The sequence below is a fragment of the Marinomonas aquiplantarum genome (assembly GCF_003314975.1).
Lineage (GTDB): Bacteria > Pseudomonadota > Gammaproteobacteria > Pseudomonadales > Marinomonadaceae > Marinomonas > Marinomonas aquiplantarum.
The window spans coordinates 142,903-167,085 of the sequence record NZ_QNRF01000003.1 but is presented as its reverse complement, the minus strand read 5'-3'; the positions used below and the strand labels follow the sequence as shown (position 1 = coordinate 167,085).

At 42.3% G+C, this 24,183-nt stretch carries 14 protein-coding genes; 8 read left to right on the top strand and 6 right to left on the bottom strand.

Features of this window, described 5'->3' with window-relative positions:
• Positions 1–131 precede the first annotated feature (131 nt).
• From DFP76_RS06585 to DFP76_RS06565, 5 genes are all read left to right on the top strand, one after another.
• The gene (locus DFP76_RS06585; RefSeq protein WP_113873864.1) at positions 132–1,325 is read left to right on the top strand and encodes an isochorismate synthase; all 1,194 of its coding nucleotides are present in this window, start codon (positions 132–134) and stop codon (positions 1,323–1,325) included.
• A complete protein-coding gene (locus DFP76_RS06580; protein ID WP_113873863.1) occupies positions 1,315–2,937 on the top strand; it encodes a (2,3-dihydroxybenzoyl)adenylate synthase in 1,623 nt (540 codons plus the stop codon). Before DFP76_RS06585 ends, DFP76_RS06580 begins: the two co-directional genes overlap by 11 nt.
• Before the next feature lie 10 nt (positions 2,938–2,947).
• A complete protein-coding gene (locus DFP76_RS06575; RefSeq protein WP_113873862.1) occupies positions 2,948–3,847 on the top strand; it encodes an isochorismatase in 900 nt (299 codons plus the stop codon).
• Positions 3,844–4,599 carry a 2,3-dihydro-2,3-dihydroxybenzoate dehydrogenase gene (gene dhbA, locus DFP76_RS06570; RefSeq protein ID WP_113873861.1) on the top strand — a complete coding sequence of 252 codons (756 nt, stop codon included), beginning with the start codon at positions 3,844–3,846 and terminating at the stop codon, positions 4,597–4,599. The genes DFP76_RS06575 and dhbA overlap by 4 nt, the downstream gene beginning before the upstream one ends.
• 73 nt (positions 4,600–4,672) lie before the next feature.
• A complete protein-coding gene (locus tag DFP76_RS06565) occupies positions 4,673–5,356 on the top strand; it encodes a 4'-phosphopantetheinyl transferase family protein (RefSeq protein WP_113873860.1) in 684 nt (227 codons plus the stop codon).
• 151 nt (positions 5,357–5,507) lie between these two features.
• On the opposite strand, the gene DFP76_RS06560 is transcribed toward DFP76_RS06565, so the two are convergent.
• The gene (locus DFP76_RS06560) at positions 5,508–7,571 is read right to left on the bottom strand and encodes a TonB-dependent receptor (RefSeq protein WP_113873859.1); all 2,064 of its coding nucleotides are present in this window, start codon (positions 7,569–7,571) and stop codon (positions 5,508–5,510) included.
• 156 nt (positions 7,572–7,727) lie between these two features.
• On the opposite strand from DFP76_RS06560, the gene DFP76_RS06555 reads away from it, so the two are divergent.
• Positions 7,728–9,680, top strand: coding sequence for a TonB-dependent receptor plug domain-containing protein (locus DFP76_RS06555; protein WP_181799802.1), 1,953 nt, complete (start codon positions 7,728–7,730; stop codon positions 9,678–9,680).
• A gap of 409 nt (positions 9,681–10,089) precedes the next feature.
• Here DFP76_RS06555 and entS (DFP76_RS06550) read toward each other — a convergent pair whose 3' ends face one another.
• From entS (DFP76_RS06550) to fepB, 5 genes are all read right to left on the bottom strand, one after another.
• Positions 10,090–11,349, bottom strand: coding sequence for an enterobactin transporter EntS (entS, locus tag DFP76_RS06550; RefSeq protein WP_245931888.1), 1,260 nt, complete (start codon positions 11,347–11,349; stop codon positions 10,090–10,092).
• Between the two features lie 27 nt (positions 11,350–11,376).
• A complete protein-coding gene (locus DFP76_RS06545) occupies positions 11,377–18,735 on the bottom strand; it encodes a non-ribosomal peptide synthetase (RefSeq protein WP_113873857.1) in 7,359 nt (2,452 codons plus the stop codon).
• 11 nt (positions 18,736–18,746) lie between these two features.
• Positions 18,747–18,971 carry an MbtH family protein gene (locus DFP76_RS06540; RefSeq protein WP_113873856.1) on the bottom strand — a complete coding sequence of 75 codons (225 nt, stop codon included), beginning with the start codon at positions 18,969–18,971 and terminating at the stop codon, positions 18,747–18,749.
• Positions 18,972–19,007: 36 nt separating this feature from the next.
• Entirely contained in the window at positions 19,008–20,225 is a 1,218-nt protein-coding gene (gene fes / locus DFP76_RS06535) for an enterochelin esterase (RefSeq protein ID WP_113873855.1), read from the bottom strand.
• Positions 20,226–20,329: 104 nt separating this feature from the next.
• Positions 20,330–21,373, bottom strand: coding sequence for a Fe2+-enterobactin ABC transporter substrate-binding protein (fepB, locus tag DFP76_RS06530; protein WP_113873854.1), 1,044 nt, complete (start codon positions 21,371–21,373; stop codon positions 20,330–20,332).
• Between the two features lie 166 nt (positions 21,374–21,539).
• Between fepB and fes (DFP76_RS06525) the strand changes: the two genes are divergently transcribed.
• Together fes (DFP76_RS06525) and entS (DFP76_RS06520) are read left to right on the top strand one after the other, a co-directional pair.
• Positions 21,540–22,826 (top strand): enterochelin esterase, encoded by a 1,287-nt coding sequence (gene fes, locus DFP76_RS06525; RefSeq protein WP_245931901.1) that lies wholly within the window; start codon positions 21,540–21,542, stop codon positions 22,824–22,826.
• A gap of 12 nt (positions 22,827–22,838) precedes the next feature.
• Entirely contained in the window at positions 22,839–24,125 is a 1,287-nt protein-coding gene (gene entS / locus DFP76_RS06520) for an enterobactin transporter EntS (RefSeq protein WP_113873852.1), read from the top strand.
• Positions 24,126–24,183 lie beyond the last annotated feature (58 nt).

Genomic DNA, 24,183 nt, shown 5'->3' with positions numbered 1-24,183 from the left:
TATTTTAGCTTCTTGCTCCACTGACCTTTGCTTGCAAATTTTTTACATGGAATGACTGGTTTAATAAAATGCAATTGATTATCATTCGCTCATCATTATTTTGTTAATGATTCTCATTATTGGAGGCTTTTATGGATGTTGCTTTTCCGGACTATGATTATGATGCTGAGCTATTGTCGTTGTCAGACCAGCATAAAACCGATTTATTTTTATTCAATTCCAGTCACAATTTAGTACGTGCCAGAGGGGTGAGCCAAAAGATAGAGACACCGTTGTCGGCAAAGACATTTCAGCATGACGTTAACAAAGTCTTTGATGCTGAACAGCGAAAGGGAATAGATAACCCTATTTTAGTAGGCGCTATCCCGTTTGATTTGGATCAGCCATGTCAGCTTCTGGCCCCTAAATGGTCGGAGCGAGTTAAGCCTTTTTCGGCTGATTTTCCAGCGTTTAAAGATAAAGATTTTTCACACCAGATTATAAACCACGCCTTTAAACCTGATCACACTGGCTTTGTGAACATGATTGAAGCGGCTTTATTGACACTTAATCATGATGATTTGAAGAAAATTGTCTTATCAAAAATCTTAGAGTTAACCCTAGATAGGTCAGTAGACATCCCACGCTTGTTAACCAATATTATGGGACAAAACCCCAGCGCTTATCACTTTAGTGTGCCGCTTGAAAGCGGCATTCTGATCGGTGCAAGCCCTGAGCTTTTAATCCGCAAAGAAGGCAATACGCTTTATTCTAATCCGTTAGCAGGCTCTGCTAAGCGCAGTAAAGACCTGCAAGAGGATCGACGAGCGTCACACGCGTTACAGCAATCTAAGAAAGATCAATATGAACATCGTATTGTGGTGGATGCCATTCGTAGTGCACTTATTCCTATGGTTCAGTCAATGAAGTTAGAGGCTCAACCAAGCCTTATTTCAACCCCGACTATGTGGCATTTATCCACGCAAATTGAAGCCATATTAGCAAAGGATTCCGAGTTGAGTATCTTTGATGTGATTAAGCAATTGCATCCCACGCCTGCTATGTGTGGTACGCCAACCGGTTTAGCGCACCACCATATCTCTGCGTTAGAACCTCATAAACGAGGTTTCTTTAGTGGCTTGGTAGGTTGGTGTGATGCTCAAGGAAATGGAGAATGGGCTATTGCGATTCGCTGTGCCGAAGTGGCGAGCAATAAGGTGAGGTTGTTTGCTGGTGCTGGTGTGGTGCCGGATTCCTGTGTGGAAAGTGAATGGCGAGAAACCAGTGCGAAAATGCAAACCATGATTAATGCTTTTGGTATAAAGGGTTTTAACAATGACGATTGAGTTTACAGCTTGGCCAGAAGAATTCGCCACAGCCTATCGGAAAAAAGGTTACTGGACGGATCGTCCTATGACGGATTTGATTGATCATGCACCGCAAGAGAATCTCGCGGTTTTGTGTGGTGAGCGCCAATTTACCTACGCTGATTTATGCCAAAAATCTCAGAACTTAGCTGGCTACCTGAATCATTTAGGTCTCAAGAAGGGTGATACCGCATTAGTGCAGTTGCCCAATATTGCTGAGTTTTATGTTGTCTTCTTTGCCTTGTTGCGGATTGGGGTTGTGCCGGTCAATGCGCTGTTTAGCCACAATGAAAATGAGTTGTCTGCTTACGCTAAACAGATTAAACCAAGTCTTGTGATTGCCAGTCAGCAGCACAGGTTATTTGCAAATGATCAATATTGGTTAGCCCTTCAGCAGCAAGAGACCAGCCTGAAGCATATCTTGTTAGTAGAAACTGGCTGGGGAGCATCGTTGGTTGAAGCAATGGAAACCTCCTTTCAGCAATGGGTTGAGCACCCTAATGCACCTGACGAAGTGGCGTTTTTCCAACTTTCTGGTGGTAGTACGGGGACGCCAAAACTCATCCCAAGAACCCATAATGATTACTTTTTCAGCATACGTCGCAGTGTTGAAATATGTAGATTCTCTTCATCGACCGTGTACTTGTGTGCCTTGCCTTGTGCTCATAATTTCCCTATGAGTTCTCCTGGCGCTTTTGGTGTGTTCCATGCTGGTGGCGCCGTGGTGATGGCCTCGAATCCGGAAGCCAACCTTTGTTTTGACTTAATTGAACGACATCAAGCTAATGTCGTGGCATTAGTACCACCAGCGTTGGCTCTTTGGTTGCAAGTTGCTGTGGATCGGAAGTCCTCTTTAACCTCATTGTCTTTGGTTCAAGTAGGGGGAGCGAAATTAAGTGAAAGCATCGCAAGACAAGTCCCGGAGCGATTAGGATGTCAATTACAGCAAATCTTAGGCATGGCAGAAGGTTTGGTGAATTACACGAGATTGGATGATGACTTTGAAACCATTGTTAAGACACAGGGTTACCCTATGTGTTCAATGGATGAGGTGAAGGTAATCGGAAGCGATGGTAACCCCGTTGCCCCTGGTGAAGAAGGTGAATTGGTGACGCGAGGGCCTTATACCATCCGAGGTTATTACAAGGCACCAGAACATAATGCCAAAGTGTTTGATCGCGAGGGTTTTTACCACACGGGGGATTTGGTCAGTCAAGACGCGAATGGGTATCTAACCGTCGTTGGCCGAGACAAAGATCAAATTAATCGCGGAGGTGAAAAAATTGCCGCAGAAGAAATCGAAAATTTATTACTAAAGCACGAACACATTTTACACAGTGCTCTTGTTGCTATGCCGGACAGTATTATGGGCGAAAAAACCTGTGCCTTTGTTGTCCCTAGGCATGACGGGTCAAAGTTGAAAAGTGTGCAACTGAGAAAGTTCTTAAGAGGGTTTGGTATTGCTGATTATAAGGTGCCAGATCGCTTTGAATTCATTGATGCATTGCCGCTAACACCAGTAGGGAAGCCTAATAAAGTAGCGTTACGAGACGTAATTCGTCAGCGCCTTCAATTAAATAATGTGTCATAAGGGGAACAATATGAGCATTCCAACAATACCGTCTTATTCTATGCCAGCGGCCAGTGATTTTCCGCAACAGAAAGTAAATTGGGTGTTAGAACCCAATAGAGCCGTGTTTTTAATTCATGACATGCAAGCCTACTTTTTACGCTTCTATGATGCGGATTCTGAATTAATAAAGACCTTAAAACAAAACTTGTCGGCCATCAAAGCCTATTGTCATGCGCATGGGATTCCTGTTGTTTATACCGCACAACCGAAAGATCAGAAGCCAGAAGACAGAGCTTTGCTAAATGACATGTGGGGAAGTGGATTAAATGATTTTCCTGAATTGCAGCATGTGGTTGATGAGCTGACGCCAAGTGAACAAGATACGGTATTAGTGAAGTGGCGATACAGTGCTTTCCACCGTTCTAATTTGCAGGAGTTGATGGAAAGCTGGGGGCGTGATCAGCTATTGATTGGTGGAGTTTATGCACATATTGGCTGCATGATGACTGCTGTAGATGCTTTTATGCGTGATATTCAACCCTTTATGATAGGTGATGCGTTAGCGGATTTTAGTGAAAGTGAACATTATCAAGCCCTTACTTACACCGCTGGACGAGCGGGTAGAGTGATTTCCACCAATGAGGTATTGCTAGCAACCAGTGCCCGCTCAAGTAGTTTGCATTACGAGCAATTTAAAACGCAAATTCTGAGTTTATTAGACGAAGAAGAGCTTGAAGATTTTCAAGCAGATGATGAGTTGATTGATTATGGTTTGGATTCTATTCAAATTATGAACTTGGTCTCTCAATGGAAAGAATTAGGGTTAGAGGTTTCCTTTCAAGAATTGGCCTCGGCGGCGACCTTAAACGCATGGTGGGATTTACTGCAAGCTAAAATGACGACGAAACAAGTGGATTTGGTCGAATGAGCCTGCTTGATTTTGCCGGGAAAACCGTGTGGGTGACGGGAGCAGGGCGAGGTATTGGGTTGGAAGTAGCGAATCAATTTCTTAACCTTGGAGCCAATGTCATAGGTTTCGACCTTGCGTTTGATGAAACGTCTTATGAGTTTGAATGCATTACATTGGACATCAGTGATGAACAAAGGGTGAAAAGCCTTGTTGATCATGTATTGCTTAAACATCCGGTGCTAGATGTGCTGGTAAATGCGGCTGGTATTTTGCGCATGGCAAGTGTGGAAGAGACAAGCTGGCAAGACTTTTCTGACTGCATAAATGTCAATGCGGGTGGTGCATTTTTAATGATTAAGCACACTATGGCGCGTTTTAAGCAGCAAAGGCATGGTGCTATTGTGACGGTGAGTTCAAATGCAGCTAAAGTACCAAGAGCCAATATGATGGCCTATTGTGCTTCAAAAGCTGCTTTGAGCTCGCTTAGTCATACCGCTGGATTAGAATTGGCGCCTTATGGTGTGCGTTGTAATTTGGTGTGTCCAGGTTCAACGGATACGCCAATGCAGCGTCAGCTTTGGCATGATGATCAAGCTGAAGCTAATACCATTAAAGGTTTTCCTGAGCAATTTAAGCTAGGTATTCCACTGGGGAAAATCGCTGTCCCTAGTGATATTGCCCAAGTGGTTGTGTTTTTTGCATCGCCAATGGCAAACCACATCACCATGCAGGATGTGGTTGTTGACGGTGGTGCGACCTTGAATGCTTAATTGTCTTCTTCAGAAATAGATTGAAATGCCCAATATATTTGTTATGTTGGGCATTTTTATTGGCTGTAACTAAGTGAAAAATAATAATCAAACTCGTATTCATTTCAAAGGACTGGGTGATGTCCTTGTTCATCATATGTGTTTTGAGCAGGGAAGTCTGATTGCCGATGAGCATACCTTTAACATCAAAAAGCCAAATGAATATGCTCGCTGGCGCTCAAAGCGAAAAGAAACCTATCTTGCTGGTCGACTTGCCGTTCAACTTGCCCAATCCGCTCAGAACCTTCCATTATTTGATGTTATTCGTGGTAATGATGGTGCGCCAATTTGGCCGAGCAAGTATTTAGGGAGTATCTCTCATACGGATAATGAGGCGGTGGCGATCGTTATTGAATCAGCTAAGTTGTCGATCAAAGGCATTGGTATTGATATTGAGAGAGTGCAGAGCGCAACTCAGTTACAGGATAGAGAGCTGATTGGAGAGGCTGCAGAATATGACCTACTAAGGAAAGTAGGTTTTGATGAGAATATGGCCATATTAGTGCTTTTCTCTTTAAAGGAAAGTGTTTACAAAGCACTTTATCCGAGTGTTAAGCAATATTTTGATTTCCTAGATGCTGAATTGGTTGAGCTTGAAGAGCACCATTGTTGCATTCGAACAAAGGTAAAGTTAAGTGATGCCGTGCCTGCGGAAGTTTTAGTAACGGCAGCTTATCAACTACAGAATGCCAATTTACTGTCTGTAGCCTATTGGTAAGGTATAGAGAATGATTGGATGTTTGTGATAAGCAAGAAATACTTTATGGCTAATACATTGTTCAACAACAAAAGAAGGCACATAAAAAAGACGAATCATACCTGATTCGTCTTTTTTGTTTGAGCTAATATAATTAATGGCCTTAAGCGAACTACATGCGGTAGGTTGCGCTTAAACCGATTGTACGAGTTTGGCCAACGGCCGCTCGCGATCCTGAATTGATAATGTAGACAACATCTTCATCGGTAAGGTTTTTAATGTAGCCACTGATTAGTAGGTCTCCTAACTCATAATCTATATTGGCGTCTATTAAAGTGTAGTTGCCCACTTTATAGTCCGCAGTATTATCAAGATCTGAGTAATATTCTCCAACATAAGTCACATCTGCCCCAACCGTTAAGTTATCACCTATGTATTGCGTGAAGCCAAGAGATGCATTCCACTCTGGAGCATTAGATAGTTCATTACCTTGGTAATTATCATTTTCATCAATTTCTGATTCCATAAAACCAATTGATTGTCTAATTTCTAAATTTTCAGTTAACCATTGAGTCGCTTCAAGCTCGATGCCAGCAGTGTGTGCTTTCGTTACATTACTGATTCGGCTATCAGCTAATGCTTGGTAATCATTATAGTTGTTGTAGAAAACTGCAGCATTTAACGTAGCGCCGTTATCCAGTGAGGTTTTTGAGCTTAGTTCGTATGCATACACGGTTTCTGCATCGAAATCGTAAGTTTCAGCGGCTTGAACTTGGCCTTGTCCTGAGCGGTAGCCATCATCATAACCGATACCACCTGAGTTATAGCCTTTGCGTATTGAGAAACCGACAGTGGTTTGGTCGGTAGCGGCGAAAGTAGCTCCAAGTTTAGGTAGGAAAAATTGATCTGTTATGTCTTGATCAATATTAACGCTGCCACTCTTTGAATAGTAACGACTCTGGTCTTCGTATTGAAAACGACCACCAGCAATTAGAGTCCACTTTTCAGTTAGGCTATAGTCGCCTTCGGAAAATATGCCCATGCGGGTTTCTTCTGTTTTGCCTTGAGTGCTTACATGATCTAATGTGTTCTCTCTATCAGCGATCATTATACCAACGAAGCCATTGAGTTTAGAGTCATTGGGGGTATACAGTAGACGGCTTTCTAATGTTTTTGTTTTGTCTTCAAAAGTATATGTTTCTTCATTTGGATACTGATCAAAGCGGTTTTTTTGATTATTACTAGACAGTGTTGTAATGCTCGTTAAACGATCATTCAAAACATAGTTAATTTCTGTTGATAAATTATTAACTTTCGAATCTTGGAGGCGGGTATTGTTAGAGCCGCTAGTATCTAGGGTGAAAGTCTCATCCTCATTGCCAGTCCCATTACTCCAATTAGCCCAATTCAAATAGCTACCATCCGCTTTGCGGTGGTTGGCTGTTACTTTAATGGTTAAATCATCACTGGCTTTCCAGAGCAATTTACCTCTTAAGTTTAAATTGCTGGACTCTTCAGGGTCGACGGGAACAGCGTCTGTTTCACCATCATAGCTAAGAAAACCTTTTCCATCTGTGCCATCGGCAGCAATGCGGTATGCCAGATCTTCAGTGATGGGTCCAGATGTCATGAAGGCTAGGTTTTTCATTACATTGCCATTTTTATAAGTCTCTAAGCCAAGGCGAACAGCAGCTTCAGGATCAAAAGTTGGGTCATTTGTTTTTACCGAGATCGCACCACCAATTGAGTTTTCTCCCTGAGTGGTGGATTGTGGCCCACGAAGTACCTCTACTTGATCAATGTCCCATACGCCTGAGCCACTGAAGTTATAGCCTGTGAAGGCATCAGCAACACCATCTACTGAAGTGTTAATTCGTTGTCTACTGCCACTTACCGTTGCGTAATATCCGGTCGTTGCACCACTACCATTTATGCCTCGAATATTAACCGTACCAAATGCCGCTGTTATTACGTTGGGTGCTTCTGTAACGACATCATTAACGGTTTTCGCATCACCTTTTGCTATGTCTTCGCCACTGATGATAGTCACAGCTGTCGTCGTGTCCTTTATATCCTTATCAATCTTTTCCCCTGTCACAACCAATGTTTCTAGCTGATTGGCGTTTTCAGCGAATGTATTGGTTGAAATTAAAGCCGCATTAATACTGATGACAGCGATGGCGACAGTGGATAAATGACTTGGTGTACGAGTGGATGAAAGCTTAGAGAGAGACATTTTCTTCCTTAAATGTAAAATTCATGGTTAAAGTAACGTAAAGTCTATTGATAATGAAAATAATTCGCAATAACATTCGCATGCTTTTTATGGACTTACAAAAATAGATTGGAGTGAAATAAGCTTATGTTTGCTAAGAAAAAGTTAATTGTCAGTATGTTGGCCACTGTTCCCATGATGGCATTCGCAGCAAGTGATGAAATCGAGAATAGTTTGGTGGAAGAGGATTCTACTCAGCTTGATACTTTAGTCGTAACCGCTACTATGGCAGCTAAAAAGATTGAAGACATACCTGCTTTTGCGACCGTGATAACGAAAGATGATATTGCGCAATCAACTGTTAGTAGTGTATCGGATTTGCTTCGTGAAACCGTTGGTGTTAATAACCTAAGTGATGCAACCGGTCGAGATGAAATTCAAATTCGTGGTTTAGACGGAGAATATACTGTCTTATTAGTGAACGGAAAGCGAGTTTCTGCAGGCGGTGCTTTTGATAAAGGCAGTGATACTGACTTGAATAGTGTGCCGTTAAATTCCATTGAGCGAATTGAAATTATTCGTGGTCCCATGTCGGTACTATATGGTGCCGATGCTATTGGTGGTGTAGTGAATATTATTACTAAAAAACCACAAGAAGGGGCTGGTTGGACAGGAACGGCTAATGCCGAAGTTCGCAAGATTGAGTCAGGTGACGGTGGTGATCAGTATCGTTTGGGGGTCTCTGGTATGGGGGCTATCAATGACAAGCTTGCATTATCTGTCAGTGTTGAGGATTTAAGCCAAAAAGCTTGGTATGCGGATGATGAATCTGTTGGTCCACTTCGCGAAAAGAAAAATGCTCAGAATTTGTCTTCTACTTTGACTTGGCAAGCTGCTGAAAACCAAGAAGTAGAAGTCGATTTTGGCTACAACCATGATGAGCGTCCATATCAAGCTTATAGTGACACTGCATACCGAGAACAGGAAATAACAAGAACCGATTTAGCTATTACTCACAAAGGTCAATGGGATTGGGCAAATACCACTGCTTATATTAAGCGTGAAGAAAGTGATGTTTATGATTACAACTCACAATACGATGATCCACAAGTTCATGATGGCTTAGAAGCAAATAATACTTATGCCAAAGGTTATGCTAATAAGATCATTGGTATCCACACTGTAATGGCCGGTGTGGACTATCAAAATGAACAATTAAAAAACAGCTACACACTTTTAGATACTGGCGAATATAACGTAGATCAGTATGGTATTTTTGCTCAGGATGAAATGTCATTAACAGATAAGCTTGTATTTACTTTGGGCGGACGTGTAGATAATCACGATATTTATGGTAACAATTTTTCTCCTAAAGCTTACCTTGTATACAACGCAAGTAAGAACTTAACTCTGAAGGGTGGTGTAACTAAGGCCTTTAAAGCGCCTGATGTCAGTAAGCTTAGTGAAGAGTACCGGACTGTAAGTTGTGGTGGCTCTTGTACGTTAGCAGGTAACCCAGATTTAGAAGCGGAAACTAGTGTAAGTTATGAGTTTGGTGTGGATTATCATACTAAAAGCTTGAGTGCGACTGCGACTGTTTTTCGTAATGATATTGATAACTTAATAGAGCGTGAAGTGGGTTATGATTCAAGTAGCAACCCAGTTTCTGCTAAGTGGATTAACGTCGCAACAGCAATGACTCAGGGTCTTGAATTGAGTGGATCGACATCATTAACGGAAGACCTTCTATTAAAAGCAAATTATACTTACTTAGACACAGAGGCCGAAGATTCTGATGGCTTGAAAACAGTGCTAACTGGTCGTCCTGAGCATCAAGCAAGTGTTTCATTTGATTATCAAGCAACGGATGTCATTTCTACCTTCTTAAGTGTAAATTACTTAGCTGGTATGCAATATTCTTCTTGGGTTTCAGGTGTGGGTACAGTTTATTCTGAACTGCCTTCATACTACCGTACGGATATTGGCCTAACAGCCGATGTGACTGATAACTTGGTGTTACGTGCAGGTATTAAAAATATCGGTGATGTTCGTTTAGACGAGGAAGATACTGGATATACTACGTACGAATTAGGTCGTAACTATTATGTGAGTGCGGCCTATAATTTCTAAATCGAACTAGTATAAAGCACGCATGTTCCCTTTCATGCGTGCTTTTATTATTGACCCCTATCATTATTCTCCTGCTAGCCCCTCTTTAATCTCCATATATACTCTCTTGTAAGTCCAGCTTTTAGAAAGAAGGTAGCTCTATCCTGCCTTTGTTTTTAGAGAGTGTATTTACCACAGAAAGGTCAGTTTGGACTCTCATTTATGGTTTATCTACAGCGGCTAAGAAATGCGTTTACATTTTTTCTATGTCGTTTTAATAGGTATGCTTTCGATCCTTAATTTTGGACTAAGAATTTGATTTGACCGCTTTTTAGGTAAGAAAAAGCCTCCGTATAGGAGGCTTTAATAAAGTGGCTCATTCGAATGAAGCTAGTCATTTTGTAATGTATTTATTAGAGAGTGGAATGACTTACTCTTCTGCGACTAATTTAGGGTCGTTAAGAGGGCTGTTTCTCAGAGTTTTTAAACAAGCTAACAAGGTTAAGCCTATGCTCATGGCAACCGCGCCAAAGACAAAAACACTTGCCAAAGAAGAAAGCAGTTTGCCGATAAGTCCAATCGAAAGTGTCCCTAGCGAATCTCCTGAAGCGTCTTGAGCTGTCCATATTCCGTTAATACGACCCAAATAATGGTCTGGTGTATGGCCTTGTACAAAGCTGTATTGAAGCAGCGATGCAATGGATACAAGGTAACCAAAGCCTATCAGCAGTATAAGAGCAATTGGGAAAATAGTTGTTGATCCAATGCCTATTAAACAGAGAAATGCAGCAAGGCTACTTAACATCATAACCAAGCCTGGCTTCTCAACATGATTTGCCCAACCGCTAATAATGGCTCCTAATGTCGCGCCCAAAGGAACGGCTGAGTACATCAAGCCTACTATCCAAGCTCCGCCACCGTAAACAGTGTCTGCAAGTGCCGGAAACAATACCCGAATGGCCGTGGTTAAGGTAACTAAGGTTCCCATGATGACAACGCCAGCGACAATTTTATTGGTGAAAATATAGGTCAATCCATCCCACAACGATGACAGGGGATTATGGGCTTTTGCTTCTTTTGGTCGCATGCTTGGCAAAGACAGCAAAGCAAGTAAGGTGATGCCAGTCCCAACGGCTGCAATGAGGTAATTCCAAGCGACATCGGAGGCAGCAATAATGATGCCCCCGATGGCTGGCGAGATAACCGTTGCTAAGCGCACACTTACCATACTGATTGCTCGAGCTTGCATAAGATTTTCTCGACCTACTAGGAAAGGCATGCAAGCCATTAAAGCGGTTACACCTAGGGCGCCAAAAAAACCATCCCAAATGGACAGCAGATAAATGGCCCACAATGAGGGATCAGGTAACCAAGCGTTAATCGCCATGGCAAGAAAACCCAATCCGCAAGTGGAACGAGCAAACAGAATAATGCGTTTTCGCTCATACATATCCGCTAGAACGCCTCCTAGGAGAAGACCAATAAATAGCCCTATCCCTTCTAATGCCATGACAATACCAACTTGTAAGCTATCGCTGGTTAAAGCATAGACCTGAACCGGTATCGACACTGAAAGCATCCCCAGACCAAGTATTGATATAGTGCGCGCAATAAACACATTGCGAAAATTTTTATGTGTTACTAATAAACTGAAATCCACAAACATGGACTTTTTCTTGGTATCGCTCACGTTTTACTCTCTTCTAATCGGTAAGGGTTAGGCCAACTCTGACGAAAGGTTTGATGGTTTTTGGGTTATCAATTCTTGTGATGCCTCATGAATAAGCCGATCTAAAAGAGGCCCTAATGTTTTTAAGTTATCTGGTGATAGAATATTTTCATGACTGCAATGATCCAGAGAATGAAAATGAGCTCTATTGGCATATGGCGGCCATTGTTCAGTTGGGCTGATGTAGTCTGGTAGAGACTGTTGAGCAATAAAGACATGCATTTTTTCATCGTAAAGGGGAGTAGAGGCTTTTTTCAGTAGACGAACCGCATCTTTGTAGTTGGCAAAGATTTGCTCTAACATTTTGTCTTGCTCTTGTTTTACTAACAGAGCGACGTCATCTGAATCATTATTTTTGTCTGAAATCGCATCGGTCAGTAACTGTGTCTGCTCCCGTTCTGCTCCCATCGCCGCTTCTTCTCCTTGAGGATCATTCCAATCATGGACTTCCGCAGGGTAGGTGTCTAAAAGACCAAGGAAACTAACGGTTTTTCCCATTTCTCTGAGCTTTGCCGCAACGCCATAGGCGACAGTTCCACCAAGTGAGTAACCTAATAGATAGTAAGGACCGTTTGCCTGCTCTCGAAGAATGACCTTAAGCTGTTTAACCACTAGCTCTTCAAGTGAATCGCTGCTGGCGATCAGTCCATTCGGTCTAGGTGATTGAAGTCCAATAATAGGGTGCTTTCCCTTTAAATATCGAGATAACACACTGTATTGCCACGCAAAGCCTGATCCTGGGTAGAAACAAAACAAAGGTGCCCCTTGTCCTTCACGTAAATAAATCAAATCATCAAAACCACTATTTGTGCCTTTGCCTTTCAATTGGTCATTAGTCAGCATAGAAGCCAATTTCTCTCGGCTATCTTGCTCTGTTTGGTTCTGAAGTAACTGAGCAAGTTTGGCAATGGTTGAGGTCACCATTATTTGACCAACGGTAATTGGCTGTTTTACTTCTTTACGAATATCGGCTGCCAGTCTCATAGCAAGTAATGAGTGACCACCTAAAGCAAAGAAGTCATCATCTGCTTTAATCTGTTCGATTCCTAGGATGTTACTAAAGAGACGAGCGAGCTGACTCTCTAGCCCAATTGCAGGTGATCTAGATGTGTTATTAGGCTGATCGTTTTTTGCTAAATTCGGTTTTGGTAACGCATTTCGATCTAACTTTCCGTTCGCGCTGAGGGGCAAACTTTCTAATACCACATAGGCTATTGGTAGCATGTGGTTGGGCAGCACTTTACTCAGCTCAAATTTGATCGTGGGTTCGTCATATACCTCAAGTTTAGACGGTTCTAATGTGAGATACGCTACGAGCTGACGGTTATCTTGTCCTGTTGTCTGTTCGACCTGTATATTCAGAGTCTGAGCGACAACAACCGCTTGTTCTACGCCGTTTTGTTCTAGCAGAGCGGCTTCGATTTCTCCTAATTCAATACGTTGACCACGAATTTTTATTTGATTGTCAGCTCTGCCTAAGTATTCAACGTCGCCATTCTCTAGCCAGCGAACAAGGTCGCCTGTGCGATACATTCTGTCGCCCGGCATTCCATAAGGATCGGCTATAAAGCGAACGCAGTTAAGTTCAGGGCGATCTAGATACCCCATTGCTAGTTGAGTTCCGCAAAGGTATAGCTCTCCTGTAACACCAACAGGTACTGGACGCAGATACTGATCCAATATACGCAGTTCTGTATTCCAAACAGGTTTCCCTATTGCAATGCCTTGGCCTTTAGATGATAGATCATCAAAAGCGGGCTTATAGGTGACATCGACCGCAGCTTCTGTTGGTCCATAAAGGTTATGAAGTTGTGCATTTGAACAATTTTTAAAGGCTTGAGCCTGAGCTTTTAATAATGCTTCGCCACTGCAAAAGACTTGTTTCAACGAAGTGCAAGTTGAATGATGATTTACTTTACTTTGCAACGTCGCCGTAAAAATGGCCAGCATAGAGGGAACAAAATGCAGGGTCGTTACGTTAAATTGATCGATGGTTTGCATCAGTAATTCTGGGTCCCGATGAGCATCGGGATCAGCCATCACTAAAGAAGCGCCGACCATAGGTGCCCAAAAGAACTCCCAAACTGAAACATCGAAACTGCTTGGTGTTTTTTGCAGTACAACATCCTCGGGAGTAAGTTGATACTCATGTTGCATCCATAAGATGCGATTGATGATGGCCTTGTGAGAAACCAATACACCTTTAGGGCGTCCTGTTGTTCCAGAGGTGTAAATTAAATACGCTGGATGGTTACCCGTGATATTAGGATTATGAATTGTCTGTGCTGCATTCTCGATAAATGTATGGTCATAAAAATGATCAAATGGTAGCTGTTTTACACCTTTATGTATTTCACTAAAGCGGCTTTGTTGAGTGCTTTGGGTGATTAGTAGAACAGGTTTTGCATCCTCTAACATATAGTCAAGACGGTCGTCAGGGTAACTGAGGTCAAGGGGAAGATACGCAGCACCAACTTCAATAATAGCCCAAATAGCCAGACTTAAATGGCAGCTTCTTGGAATAGCGACGGCAACAATGTCTCCTGAGCTTACGCCCTGAATGCGGAGAGAATGCGCGAGAGTTTGAACTTGCTGACGTGCTTCTTGATAGTTTAATTGATACTGCATATCAGAAACACACAAGGCATTAGGGGTTAGCTGAGCTTGTTTGCTCAGAGCTGACTGTAGTGTTAAATCTTCAACTGATTGCTCGGTGTTGTTAATAGCATTAATAAAATCTATCTCTTGAAGGCTTGCACTTTGGTACTGACAAAGTAGGCGTTCGGGAGAGTTTAGACTGGTTTTGATTGTTTGTTCTATTCTTTGAGACAGTGCTTTTACTTCTCCTATTGTCATCGCTCCACGGTTTTCAATTAAAAAGGTAATTTCTTCACCCGGGATGATGAGCAAGGCGAGTGGATAATGACTGTAACCACGGTTTTGTATGTCGCTTATGGTTAAAGATTTGCCATCTTCTCCCTTTAATGTAATGTCTAAATAGTCATTGTCAGGGTAATTTTCAACAACCAGTAAGGTATCGAATAAGTTTGGGGTGCCAGCTAATTTTTGTATATCCGTTAAGCCAATAGCATCATGTTCAAGTAAAGAAATATGGCGTTCTTGTAATGCGGGTAATTGATCCCAGAGAGACTGTTTTGGGTCTAGTGTAACGCGTATAGGTAAGGTGTTTAGGAATAAACCAACCTGATCTTCAATACCATTAATATGACTGCTTCGCCCTGAAACAGGAGAGCCAAAAACAATGTCCTCCTTGCCTGACAGAAGGTTTAACATCTGAGCCCATAGTACTTGCATAAAGACGTTCAGGGTTATGCCTTGTTCTTTTAGTTGAGACGTGAATTGACGGCTTAAATCTTGTGCTAGCTTGAAACTGTACTCACTTACTTGTTCATGATGTTGTTCAAATAGTTGGCAGGCTTGTACTTGATGCATGACTTCTTGCCACTTGTTAATGCTGGCTTGCTGATCACGACTGTAAAGCTGCTTAATGACGTTTGTGTAGCTGCTCGCAATAGGCTTGAGTGGACGTTGTTGATAAGCATTGAGTAAATCGCGAATCAGAAGAGGGGTAGACCAGCCATCAATGACAAGATGGTGAACGATCAAAATAAGGGCGGATTGTTGTAATCCAGATGTTTTGTCTTGGCCTATGTCGACATAAGCGGCGTGAATCATACCAGTAAAAGTATCAACTGGATGAGGTGTTTCTAGCAGTGTTTGTTCAAGCTCTTCTAGAGCTGCGAGCTTTTGACTATCATCATACATTCTGATGCTATGGGTACTTAATGGCCACTGCCATATTTCGTTCTTGGTATTAGGAATCACTAGAACAGGCTCTTCTAAACTCTCGCTGTCAAAGGCTCCTGCTAACTGAGGGTAGTGGACTAGTAGTGTATTCAGTGCATTTTGTAGCTGGGAGAGATTCATTTCTCCAGTAAAGTTAAGTCGAGTATACGCGTTGTAGTTGCCCGTTGCGGAATCCATTATGGTTTCAAAAAGCATGCCTTTTTGAAGTGGCAGCAAAGGCGCTACATCAGCCATTGGATGATACTGAGTAGACAGAATATCCCATTGATTTTGCTTAAGTTCCCACTGATGGATGTTTTCCAAAGACATGTCTTTAGAAATAGAGCTTATTTCCTTTGCCAGCGCTTGGGGTGAACGAAGTTTAAATACTTGACTAGGGCGTAAGGCATAACCTTTTTTTCGCAATTCAGTGCACAGCATAATCGCACTGATACTATCCCCACCTAAGGCAAAGAAATCATCAGTTGTACTAATCTTTTCTATTTTTAGAACGATTGAAAAGCAAAGGCATAAGCGTTCTTCGGCTTCATTTATTGGTGCTACGAAAGTGGAAGATGCGCTTTCAATCGTGATGTTAGGTAACGCTTTTTTATCGATTTTACCGCTAACATTTCGCGGTAAGGAGGCCATCACACAAATGGCTGCTGGAACCATGTAGTCTGGCAAATGTTGTTTTAATAGTGCTACTAAAGAGTGTCCATATTGTTTGAATTTTTGTTCCGGCAAGCTTGGTACTGCACAATAGCCTATCAGTCTGTGGCTGTTGTTGATTTCTTCAGCAATAACGATGGCACTTTCCACTGCCTCGAGTTGTGATAGAGCATTTTCAACTTCTCCTATTTCAACCCGGTAGCCTCTAATTTTTACCTGGTCATCACCACGGCCAACAAATTCAATAAAGCCTTCTGAATTCCAGCGTACGATATCGCCAGTACGATACATTCGACATCCTACTTCGTGACTAAAAGGGTCGGCAATAAAGCGACTGGCGCTCAGCCCAGCCCGTGCTAAATAGCCTTGGGCTAACCCTTCTCCTGAAATATAAAGCTCTCCTAACATACCTATAGGGACGGGTTGTAGTTGAGTATCCAGAATATAAGTCTGTGTATTAGCGATGGGTCTTCCGACGACTGGATTCAAGTGCATTGCCAGATTTGCACGAAGCGTATCCACTGTGTATTCAGTCGGGCCATATAGGTTATGAGAGATCAGTTTGGGAAAACTTCTTAGTTGCTGCCATAAGGCAGAAGGGCAAGCTTCTCCGCCAATGAGAATAAGGCTTGGCTGATGGTCTGAATGATTAGCTTCATCCATTAATCCATTGTTCAGCAGTTGTGCAAGCAGAGAAGGGGGAAGGTCCATAGCATCGATTTTAATATTATGAACTTCCTCGACAATGGCGAAAGCATCGCGTCGAGTGTCTTCATCAAATACATAAAGTTCTTCTCCTTGAATAAGCCAAAAAACTTGCAACCAAGAAGAATCAAATGAAAAGGAATGTGTGTGTGCCGCTCGAAGAGCGCGATTGGGATAGCGCTCTTGAACGACTTTTTGAGTAGGTCGGTAAATAGAATCTTGATGAGATAGTAATAGGTTCAACATCGCGTTATGGGTGTTCATTACCCCTTTAGGACGGCCAGTGCTTCCAGAAGTAAAAATAACATAAGCAATATCGCTACCGCTTGGAGTCGATCTCTCAAACTCGGTTAGTTTCGTGTTTGAGTATGTTGCTAAGGAAGCAATGATGGCATCGTCATCAAGATTTAAAGTAGGAATATCGAGTTCCACTGAAACACTTGAATGGCTTAATAGTAGAATGGGAGAAGTATCCTCACACATCATTTCCATGCGTTCTTGAGGATAATCCATGTCTAATGGTAAAAATGTTGCGCCAGTGTTAAGGATTGACATCATAGCAATGATGGATTGAGCGCTTCGAGGCATGGCACAGGCAATAACTGAGTTTCCTGTCGCGCCATTCAATTCGAGTTTTTTTATTAAAAAGCGGCTTAATTGATTAATTTCATTGCTGAGTTCATGGAAAGAATAGCGTGTTTCTCGCCCCTCACTTGGCGCTCGGCATACTAGAGCAGTCGCGTCAGGTTTACGCTCTACCTGCTGCCAGAATACATCCAATATATTGTTTAAGTTATTTGGCTCAAATGATCGCCCTGTTCCCCAAGCCATGATAGTTTCGTACTCAACTTCCGGAAGAATAGCGAGTTGACTTAATGGAAGGCGCTCATCAAGTAGCCAATTGCTAAGCATGGTAGATAGTCTGCAACCATGTGCTTTTAATGTTTCGTTATTATACTTTTGAGAATTAGCTCTTAGTTCGAAGTAGGTTCTGTCTTTTTCGACAATAATGCTGAATTCTAAGTCATCAACTGGACCTGTTGCTAAATGATGTGTTGTGCCTGCAGTACCTGAAAAATTCAGATCATAGTCAAATTGCTTATAATTTATCAGGGTGTTGTAAAGTGCAGAAGAATTGACCTTTTTCAGGTCTCTCTGGATTTGTTCTGCGCTGTAGTTTTGGTGTCGCCGAATGAGTTTTAAAGATTGTTTGAAATGTTTTGCGACACTTCCCCAAGTCATATTACCATCGAGCTCGATACTCATCGGCAATACATTGACCATTGGGGCTGTAGATGTCACAGAAGCAGATCCTAAGCGTCTCATGAATGGTATTCCAATCACCTGGTTTGATTGTCCATTCATACGGTACAGATAAGCGGCAACAAGGCTCATCAATAATTCAGCACGGTTACTTTTTATGGTCTTTGATAAGGTATCTAGTGTCGCCAAATGATGAGTTGAGATGGTGACGGAGTGTTTAATTAAACTGGGTGAACTTTGATCTTTTGTCGTTGTTGAGTTTGACAGGCTAATGGTCGGAGGTAAGTTTGCGCAGTATTCTTGCCAGAATACTTGATCAGATACGTATTTCTGCGATGCTTTGTAAGCGTTTTCTTCTTCAATTACCTGAGCGACTGAAGTGAACGGTGAGCCTGTAATGGGGTGATTGTTGTCTAGACTGGTATAGATTTCAGCAACACGTTTAGTCAGCGCAGTAAAGCTGAATCCATCTAACATAATATGATGGTAGCGTTGATACCATAGCCAAACGATATGTCCCTCTTCTTCGATGGAAAATATTATTTGTTTTTGCAGTGGCGTTTGGCGGTTATTTGTAAGAAGTAGGTCTAAATTTGTATCTTCTTGCATAATAGCAAAAGCGTTTTCCCTACCATTCTTCATGCTTGTAAAGTCAATGCTCTCGACCTGAAAACTGTCTGTTAAGTCGATGAGATGCTGCTGCCCATTATCGTAGTAAGCGAGTACAGTATCGGCTTCGCCTAATGCTAACCGAATGGCTTGTTCTAATAGATTGCTTTGGATATCACCTTTCAGTTCAACACAATGAGATATCGTATAAATATGCTTATCGTCTGAGACTTGATCAGCTAACCATATACCTTCTTGAGTAGTGGTAAGAGGAAGTGTCTTTCGTTCCATAAAAAAACTCCTTATTTGAGTTCAGCTTCAGTCTTAGCGAAAGGGTTTATGTTTTTCCAATGGCGTTCAACGTAAGATAGGCATTCGCTTCTGGAAGCAGGGCCGTGAACGTGTGTCCAACCATGAGGATGGACCGCAAACTCAGGCCATAAACTGTATTGGTCTTGATGATTTTTAAGCACTAAAAAATTATGCGATTCATCATCAAATGGATTTAAATATTGTGAATTGTCCATGCAATATGGTCCTTAAATTTGGTGACAGGTAATAGGTTAATAGTTAAGCGCTTTGATCAAGCTTCGGATGAGACTTTGTTGCCAACACAGCCAATCATGGCCACCTCTAAATTCATTGAATTGAACTTGATGTCCGTTGGCTTGTAGTGTTCTGGCCATGATTTGACTCACTTCCAGCATGTCTTTTTCATAGCAGCCTGCTTCCATTACAAGGTTTAATGGTGTTGAAGTAGAAGGGGCATGCTTAATTTTTTGAATGAATTTGCTTTCACCTGGAACTGACTCCACATCAGGCCACCAAAAAGAGCCGGATAAACTGATGGCTGTCGCAAAATATTCAGGCCAGTTTAAGGCGCTATAAATGGCACTAAGGCCACCTAAGCTTTGCCCAGCCACAATGTATTGATAAGGGGGCGTCAGAGCATATTGTTCTAGAATCCAAGGGATTAACTCTTGTTGTATGGCATTCCAAAAATCAGGATTGCAGGCGAGTTCAGTATTGCGATGTAAAGCATCAATGGAGTCAATAAAAACGTATAGGGCTTCAGGCAAATGTCCTGCTAACGTTAGTTCATCTAGTTGATGGTAAATAGGAAGATTATTTGCCCAATGCTGCCCATCCAATAACAAGACAATAGGTTGTATTTTGGTGGTGTTTTTCCCTGTCTGATATAGCCAAATAGAACGTCTGTTATTCAGCTTTTCGCTGAGCCATGTTGTTGTTTGTAATTGCCCTTTTGAGTGCTCTTTGTGGTCCTTGAAAACATAAAGGTTTTTTTCATCAAGGCAAACTCTGGATAGTCTGATACCACTACCATTGTTGTATGAAGCTAATGGGTTAAGAGGGTCGTGTTGGGCATTACTTTTCATCAACTGGATCCACCAGTTTCGAATGCCCGCTCGACTTTTTTGAATGGGGGGAGTTTGTTTAGCTGTTGCAGGCATCAGAAAGTAACTGCCTAGCCAATCATTAGGTAATTCCGTCTCCCAGAACCAAACGTCAGTGTTATCAATGTGGGTTAACTGAGTGAGTTCTTTTGTTGGGTGAGGGGTTTTGGAGTACAGGTCAATGTAAACTGTTTCTATATCTGCACTCGCTTCTTTTTCATCTCGCCATACAAAGCTAACGAGAGTGGTATCCGCATCAAGAGCCATTGTTAGAGGAGTACCTATGGTTTTAATCTGTTGCCACCAAGCACTGGAGCCGACATTCGTCCGACATAATTCGGGATGAATTGGAGCTACTCTTGTCATGTTATTTCCCAAATAAATTTTTCGTTACTAGTTTGGTTGTTTTAAGACTTTGTTGTTTGCACTCATCTTAAATCCGTTGAACCATGTATTTGGCTTTGATTAATTCATTGGTTACTGCTTAGTTTGTGGGAGGATGATTTCTTAAATAGGTTTTCAAGCCTTTTGATCATGTTGCGAGAGCTAAAATAATCGAGTCGAAATGTGTCATTACCAACACTGTAGATGGAATTGTTGACAACGGCTGGTACGTCAGACAGGTATGAATTATTTCTAACGGCTTCTTCTTGTGGCGATTCTGTTGCAAATAACAGAAGCGTATTTCCTGTTAATGCGTCTGGAAAACGTTCTCCACTGGCGATGACAATGTCATTTCGCTTACCCATACTCAAATCACCGCGAACGGTGTCTGGAATAGGGGCTAACGTAAAACCAAGTTGGGTGAGTAGCTGGCCTTGAGCGGATTCAGGTGTCCAGATATTACCGCCAGTACCGTCTTGATAATACACCAAGGCTGTTGTCGGTTGTGGGGGGAGTGTGGTGGTATTTTTGAATTCGGTTATTTGCTGGTTAAACGAATGAATTAGAGTGTCCGCATTATTTTCTAAACCGAGAAATTCACCAAATACATTAGCAAGCTGCATCCAGCTTTTGTTGCTGTAATTTATCACCACCGTAGGCGCAATGTCTTTTAATTGATCGTATAGTTTAAGGGCAGAGTCGCCACCTGTTTGAGAGATAATAATCAGATCTGGATTGGCTCTAACAACGGCCTCTGCATTGTGCTCTGTCTGATATAGAGCTTTAAGGTTCTTTTTGGTCGCGAGCTCGCTCCATTGTGTGAAAAAACCACGATCATCTGAAATATTTGTATTTGGAATGGTTGCGCCAGAGCCAATAATTGGCGCATCTATAGCTAACAAAGTGCCAGTTATTGTAATACTTGTTGAGACGATTCGCTTTGGAGGTTGGCTAAGTGTAACTTCACCATAACTTGTCATGAGGGTTCTTGGCCAACCGGAATTGTCTTTTCGTACTTGATCTATTTTAAGGTCAGAGGAAGTATGCTCGGAAGTGTCTTGGCAGGCGGTTATGAGTAAACACAATATGCTTGATAAAATGAATTGAGAGATTAGGGTTGCCTTTTTCATTACGTCGTACTTCCATTTAATAGTAAATTGTCCGGCAACAATAACACATATGATAATCATTATCATATGTGTTATTGTTAAATTTACATCTGGTTTACATTGTTAATTAGGGTGTTATTTACTTGTATTGGGCAGAGTGTGAGCTAAGGATACGGATTTGATTAGTGTGATGGGTTTAAATGCTAAGTTGGTTTTTTGGGAGAACGTTGAGAGTGTGGGAAGTCATCTTTGGTGGGAGCGGTTTAAGGCATTAGGAAGTCCTTTTCTAATCACTCAAGACAGAGTTCAGTTTTTATGGCGTGACCCTCAAGGAAATGAAAATTCATCTGATGTTGCTTGTGTCATATTGGACGTTAACTCAGTCACAAATCATCATACATGGTCTCCTAAATGCTTGCAGAGGGTTAGAGGAACCGATGTTTGGTTTGCAGAGTTACATATCGATTCACACTGGCGAGGCAGTTATTCTTTTATTCCATTAACAGCAGATCAATTGCCTGACATTGTTAAAAAACAAGGAGATGGTTCTGTCCAGGCGCAGAGAAATTGGTGGATCTCCATCGCCTCTCAGCAAACTGCGGACCCATTAAATCCTCTACCTGTATTGAATTCTGGCTGGGGCGAGTCGTCAGCATTACATATGCCCAATGCTTCTAAAGAAGCTGGCTGGGAGGATTGGGATAAAGGGAATTTACCTAGGGTTATAAATGAGTTGATAAAGACTTTTTGCTGGAAGTCTAAACGGTTAGGTAATGAGCGTAATTGCCAGTTGTATTCAACCGCAAAGGGTGAAGCCCCTCTGGTTATTTTACTTGATGGTCAGAGGTGGGGAGCGGAAAGTGGTTGTTTGTCTGTATTAGATTTTCTGACCAGCCAAGAACAATTGCGACCAGCCCATTATCTTTTGGTGCCATCAATTGATTCGGCAACTCGTTGGCAAGAACTAAGCTGTTATCGACCTTTTTGGGAGGCTGTGCACAATGAATTATTGCCAGATTTAATAAATCATTTAGGTCACTCAGCCTGCTCTATATCTGAGTATGTTGTTGCAGGACAAAGCTTGGGTGGTTTGTCTTCTTTGTATGCCGGCCTCACTTTTCCTGAGCGATATAAAAAAGTTATCAGTTTATCCGGTTCGTTTTGGTGGCCAGAAGTGAACCGGATGCATGCCTCACACCTTGATAAAACTATTTTAACTAGTCCTCCCGAAGGCGGTTTGACAGAAGCCTTGGAAAGCAAAATATTGAACGCAGAACACCTTTCCGTTTATCAATCGGTTGGTTCAGGTGAAGCTGATATGTGTTTATATAATGGTCAAATGTTTCATGCTCTTCGCAATAGTAATGCCAATGTGTTCTACCATGTTTTTTGTGGTGGGCATGATTGGCTTTCATGGCGATCCGGTTTGGTTGAAGGTTTGCGGCATTTACTACAAGAGAAGTCGAATGCCTAAGGAGAGGTTGTTATGTCCAAATGGTTATTGGACTTCAGTCTACTGAAAACCAACGCCAATTTTCGCGCCATTTTCATTGCTCGTTTGATGTCTGTATTGGGCATTGGCATGTTAAACGTTGCGGTGCCAGTGCAAATATACGAATTAACAGGCTCCAGCTTGCAAGTCGGTTTTGCTGTGGCGTTAGATGGCATTGGTATGTTTATCGGTCTGATGTTGGGCGGGGTGTTAGCCGACAGAATGGATCGTAAGTGGTTAATCTTGTTTTCACGTTCTATTTGTGGGGTTGGCTTTGTTTTGCTCGCGGCGAATGCTTATTTGTCTGAACCAAGTCTTTGGGCGGTTTACGCCATTTCCCTTTGGGATGGCTTTTTCAGTGCCATTGGTATGACAGCCTTAATGGCGTCGATACCGCATTTGGTCGGACGAGAAAATCTGCCCACCGCAGGCGCCCTGAGTATGTTAATTGTGCGTATCGGTTCTGTGATTTCACCTGCGCTGGCCGGTATTGTGATTGTGTCGTTTGGGGTGACATGGAACTACACCTTAGCGGCCATTGGGACCTTCTGTACCTTGATTACCTTAATTACTTTGCCAAACATGAAGCCACAAAAAGGCGGCCCTCAAGAGCATCCGATTCGCTCCTTGTTGGATGGATTTCAATTTGTGTTCACCCATAAAATTATTCGCGCTGTGGTGGCATTAGGAACATTGGAAGCCGTCACCAAATCCATTCGGATCTTATTTCCTGCTCTGGCGGCAACGGCATTTGGCGGTGGTGCGTTTGAAGTGGGTCTTATGTATGCCGCGGTACCGGTTGGATCGACACTGGGCGCGCTTACTAGTGGTTGGGTTCGGCATGCAAAACGACCTGGGATTGTGATGTTGGTTAGCGCGTTTTTCTCATTTTTGTGTGTTGCCGCATTAGGCTATATGGGGCATCTAGTCTTGATGTTGTTAGCATTAGCTGTATTTGGCTATCTTGGTTCTATTGGGGGGTTACTGCAATATACGATTGTTCAAGGTCATACGCCAGATCATATGTTAGGTCGCATTGGCAGTTTCTGGACGGCACAAGATGTGGTTGGCGATTCGGCTGGTGCGCTTGGCATTGGGATGATTGTGAAAGTGCTATCGCCAGTGATGGGGTTGGTGACATTAGGTTTAGGCTGCGCGGCGGTTACTCTATTGCTAAGTGCAGGAGTGCGCTCGTTACGAGACACCAGATTGATTGATACGAACTTATTTCCTGCAGAAGAGGGTCCAAGCGCGGACTCGACAAAGGGCGTGACAGCCTAGTTAATATTGAATCAAGGTAAACATAGAAATGGTGAGGTTGTGTGACCTCACCATTGTT

Bases quoted from the DNA above. Each gene is read 5' to 3' on its own strand.
- DFP76_RS06585 (WP_113873864.1), top strand. From the start codon at position 132: ATGGATGTTGCTTTTCCGGACTATGATTATGATGCTGAGCTATTGTCG.
- DFP76_RS06580 (WP_113873863.1), top strand. From the start codon at position 1,315: ATGACGATTGAGTTTACAGCTTGGCCAGAAGAATTCGCCACAGCCTAT.
- DFP76_RS06575 (WP_113873862.1), top strand. From the start codon at position 2,948: ATGAGCATTCCAACAATACCGTCTTATTCTATGCCAGCGGCCAGTGAT.
- dhbA (WP_113873861.1), top strand. From the start codon at position 3,844: ATGAGCCTGCTTGATTTTGCCGGGAAAACCGTGTGGGTGACGGGAGCA.
- DFP76_RS06560 (WP_113873859.1), bottom strand. From the start codon at position 7,571: ATGTCTCTCTCTAAGCTTTCATCCACTCGTACACCAAGTCATTTATCC.
- DFP76_RS06555 (WP_181799802.1), top strand. From the start codon at position 7,728: ATGTTGGCCACTGTTCCCATGATGGCATTCGCAGCAAGTGATGAAATC.
- DFP76_RS06545 (WP_113873857.1), bottom strand. From the start codon at position 18,735: ATGGAACGAAAGACACTTCCTCTTACCACTACTCAAGAAGGTATATGG.
- DFP76_RS06540 (WP_113873856.1), bottom strand. From the start codon at position 18,971: ATGGACAATTCACAATATTTAAATCCATTTGATGATGAATCGCATAAT.
- fes (WP_113873855.1), bottom strand. From the start codon at position 20,225: ATGACAAGAGTAGCTCCAATTCATCCCGAATTATGTCGGACGAATGTC.
- fepB (WP_113873854.1), bottom strand. From the start codon at position 21,373: ATGAAAAAGGCAACCCTAATCTCTCAATTCATTTTATCAAGCATATTG.
- entS (WP_113873852.1), top strand. From the start codon at position 22,839: ATGTCCAAATGGTTATTGGACTTCAGTCTACTGAAAACCAACGCCAAT.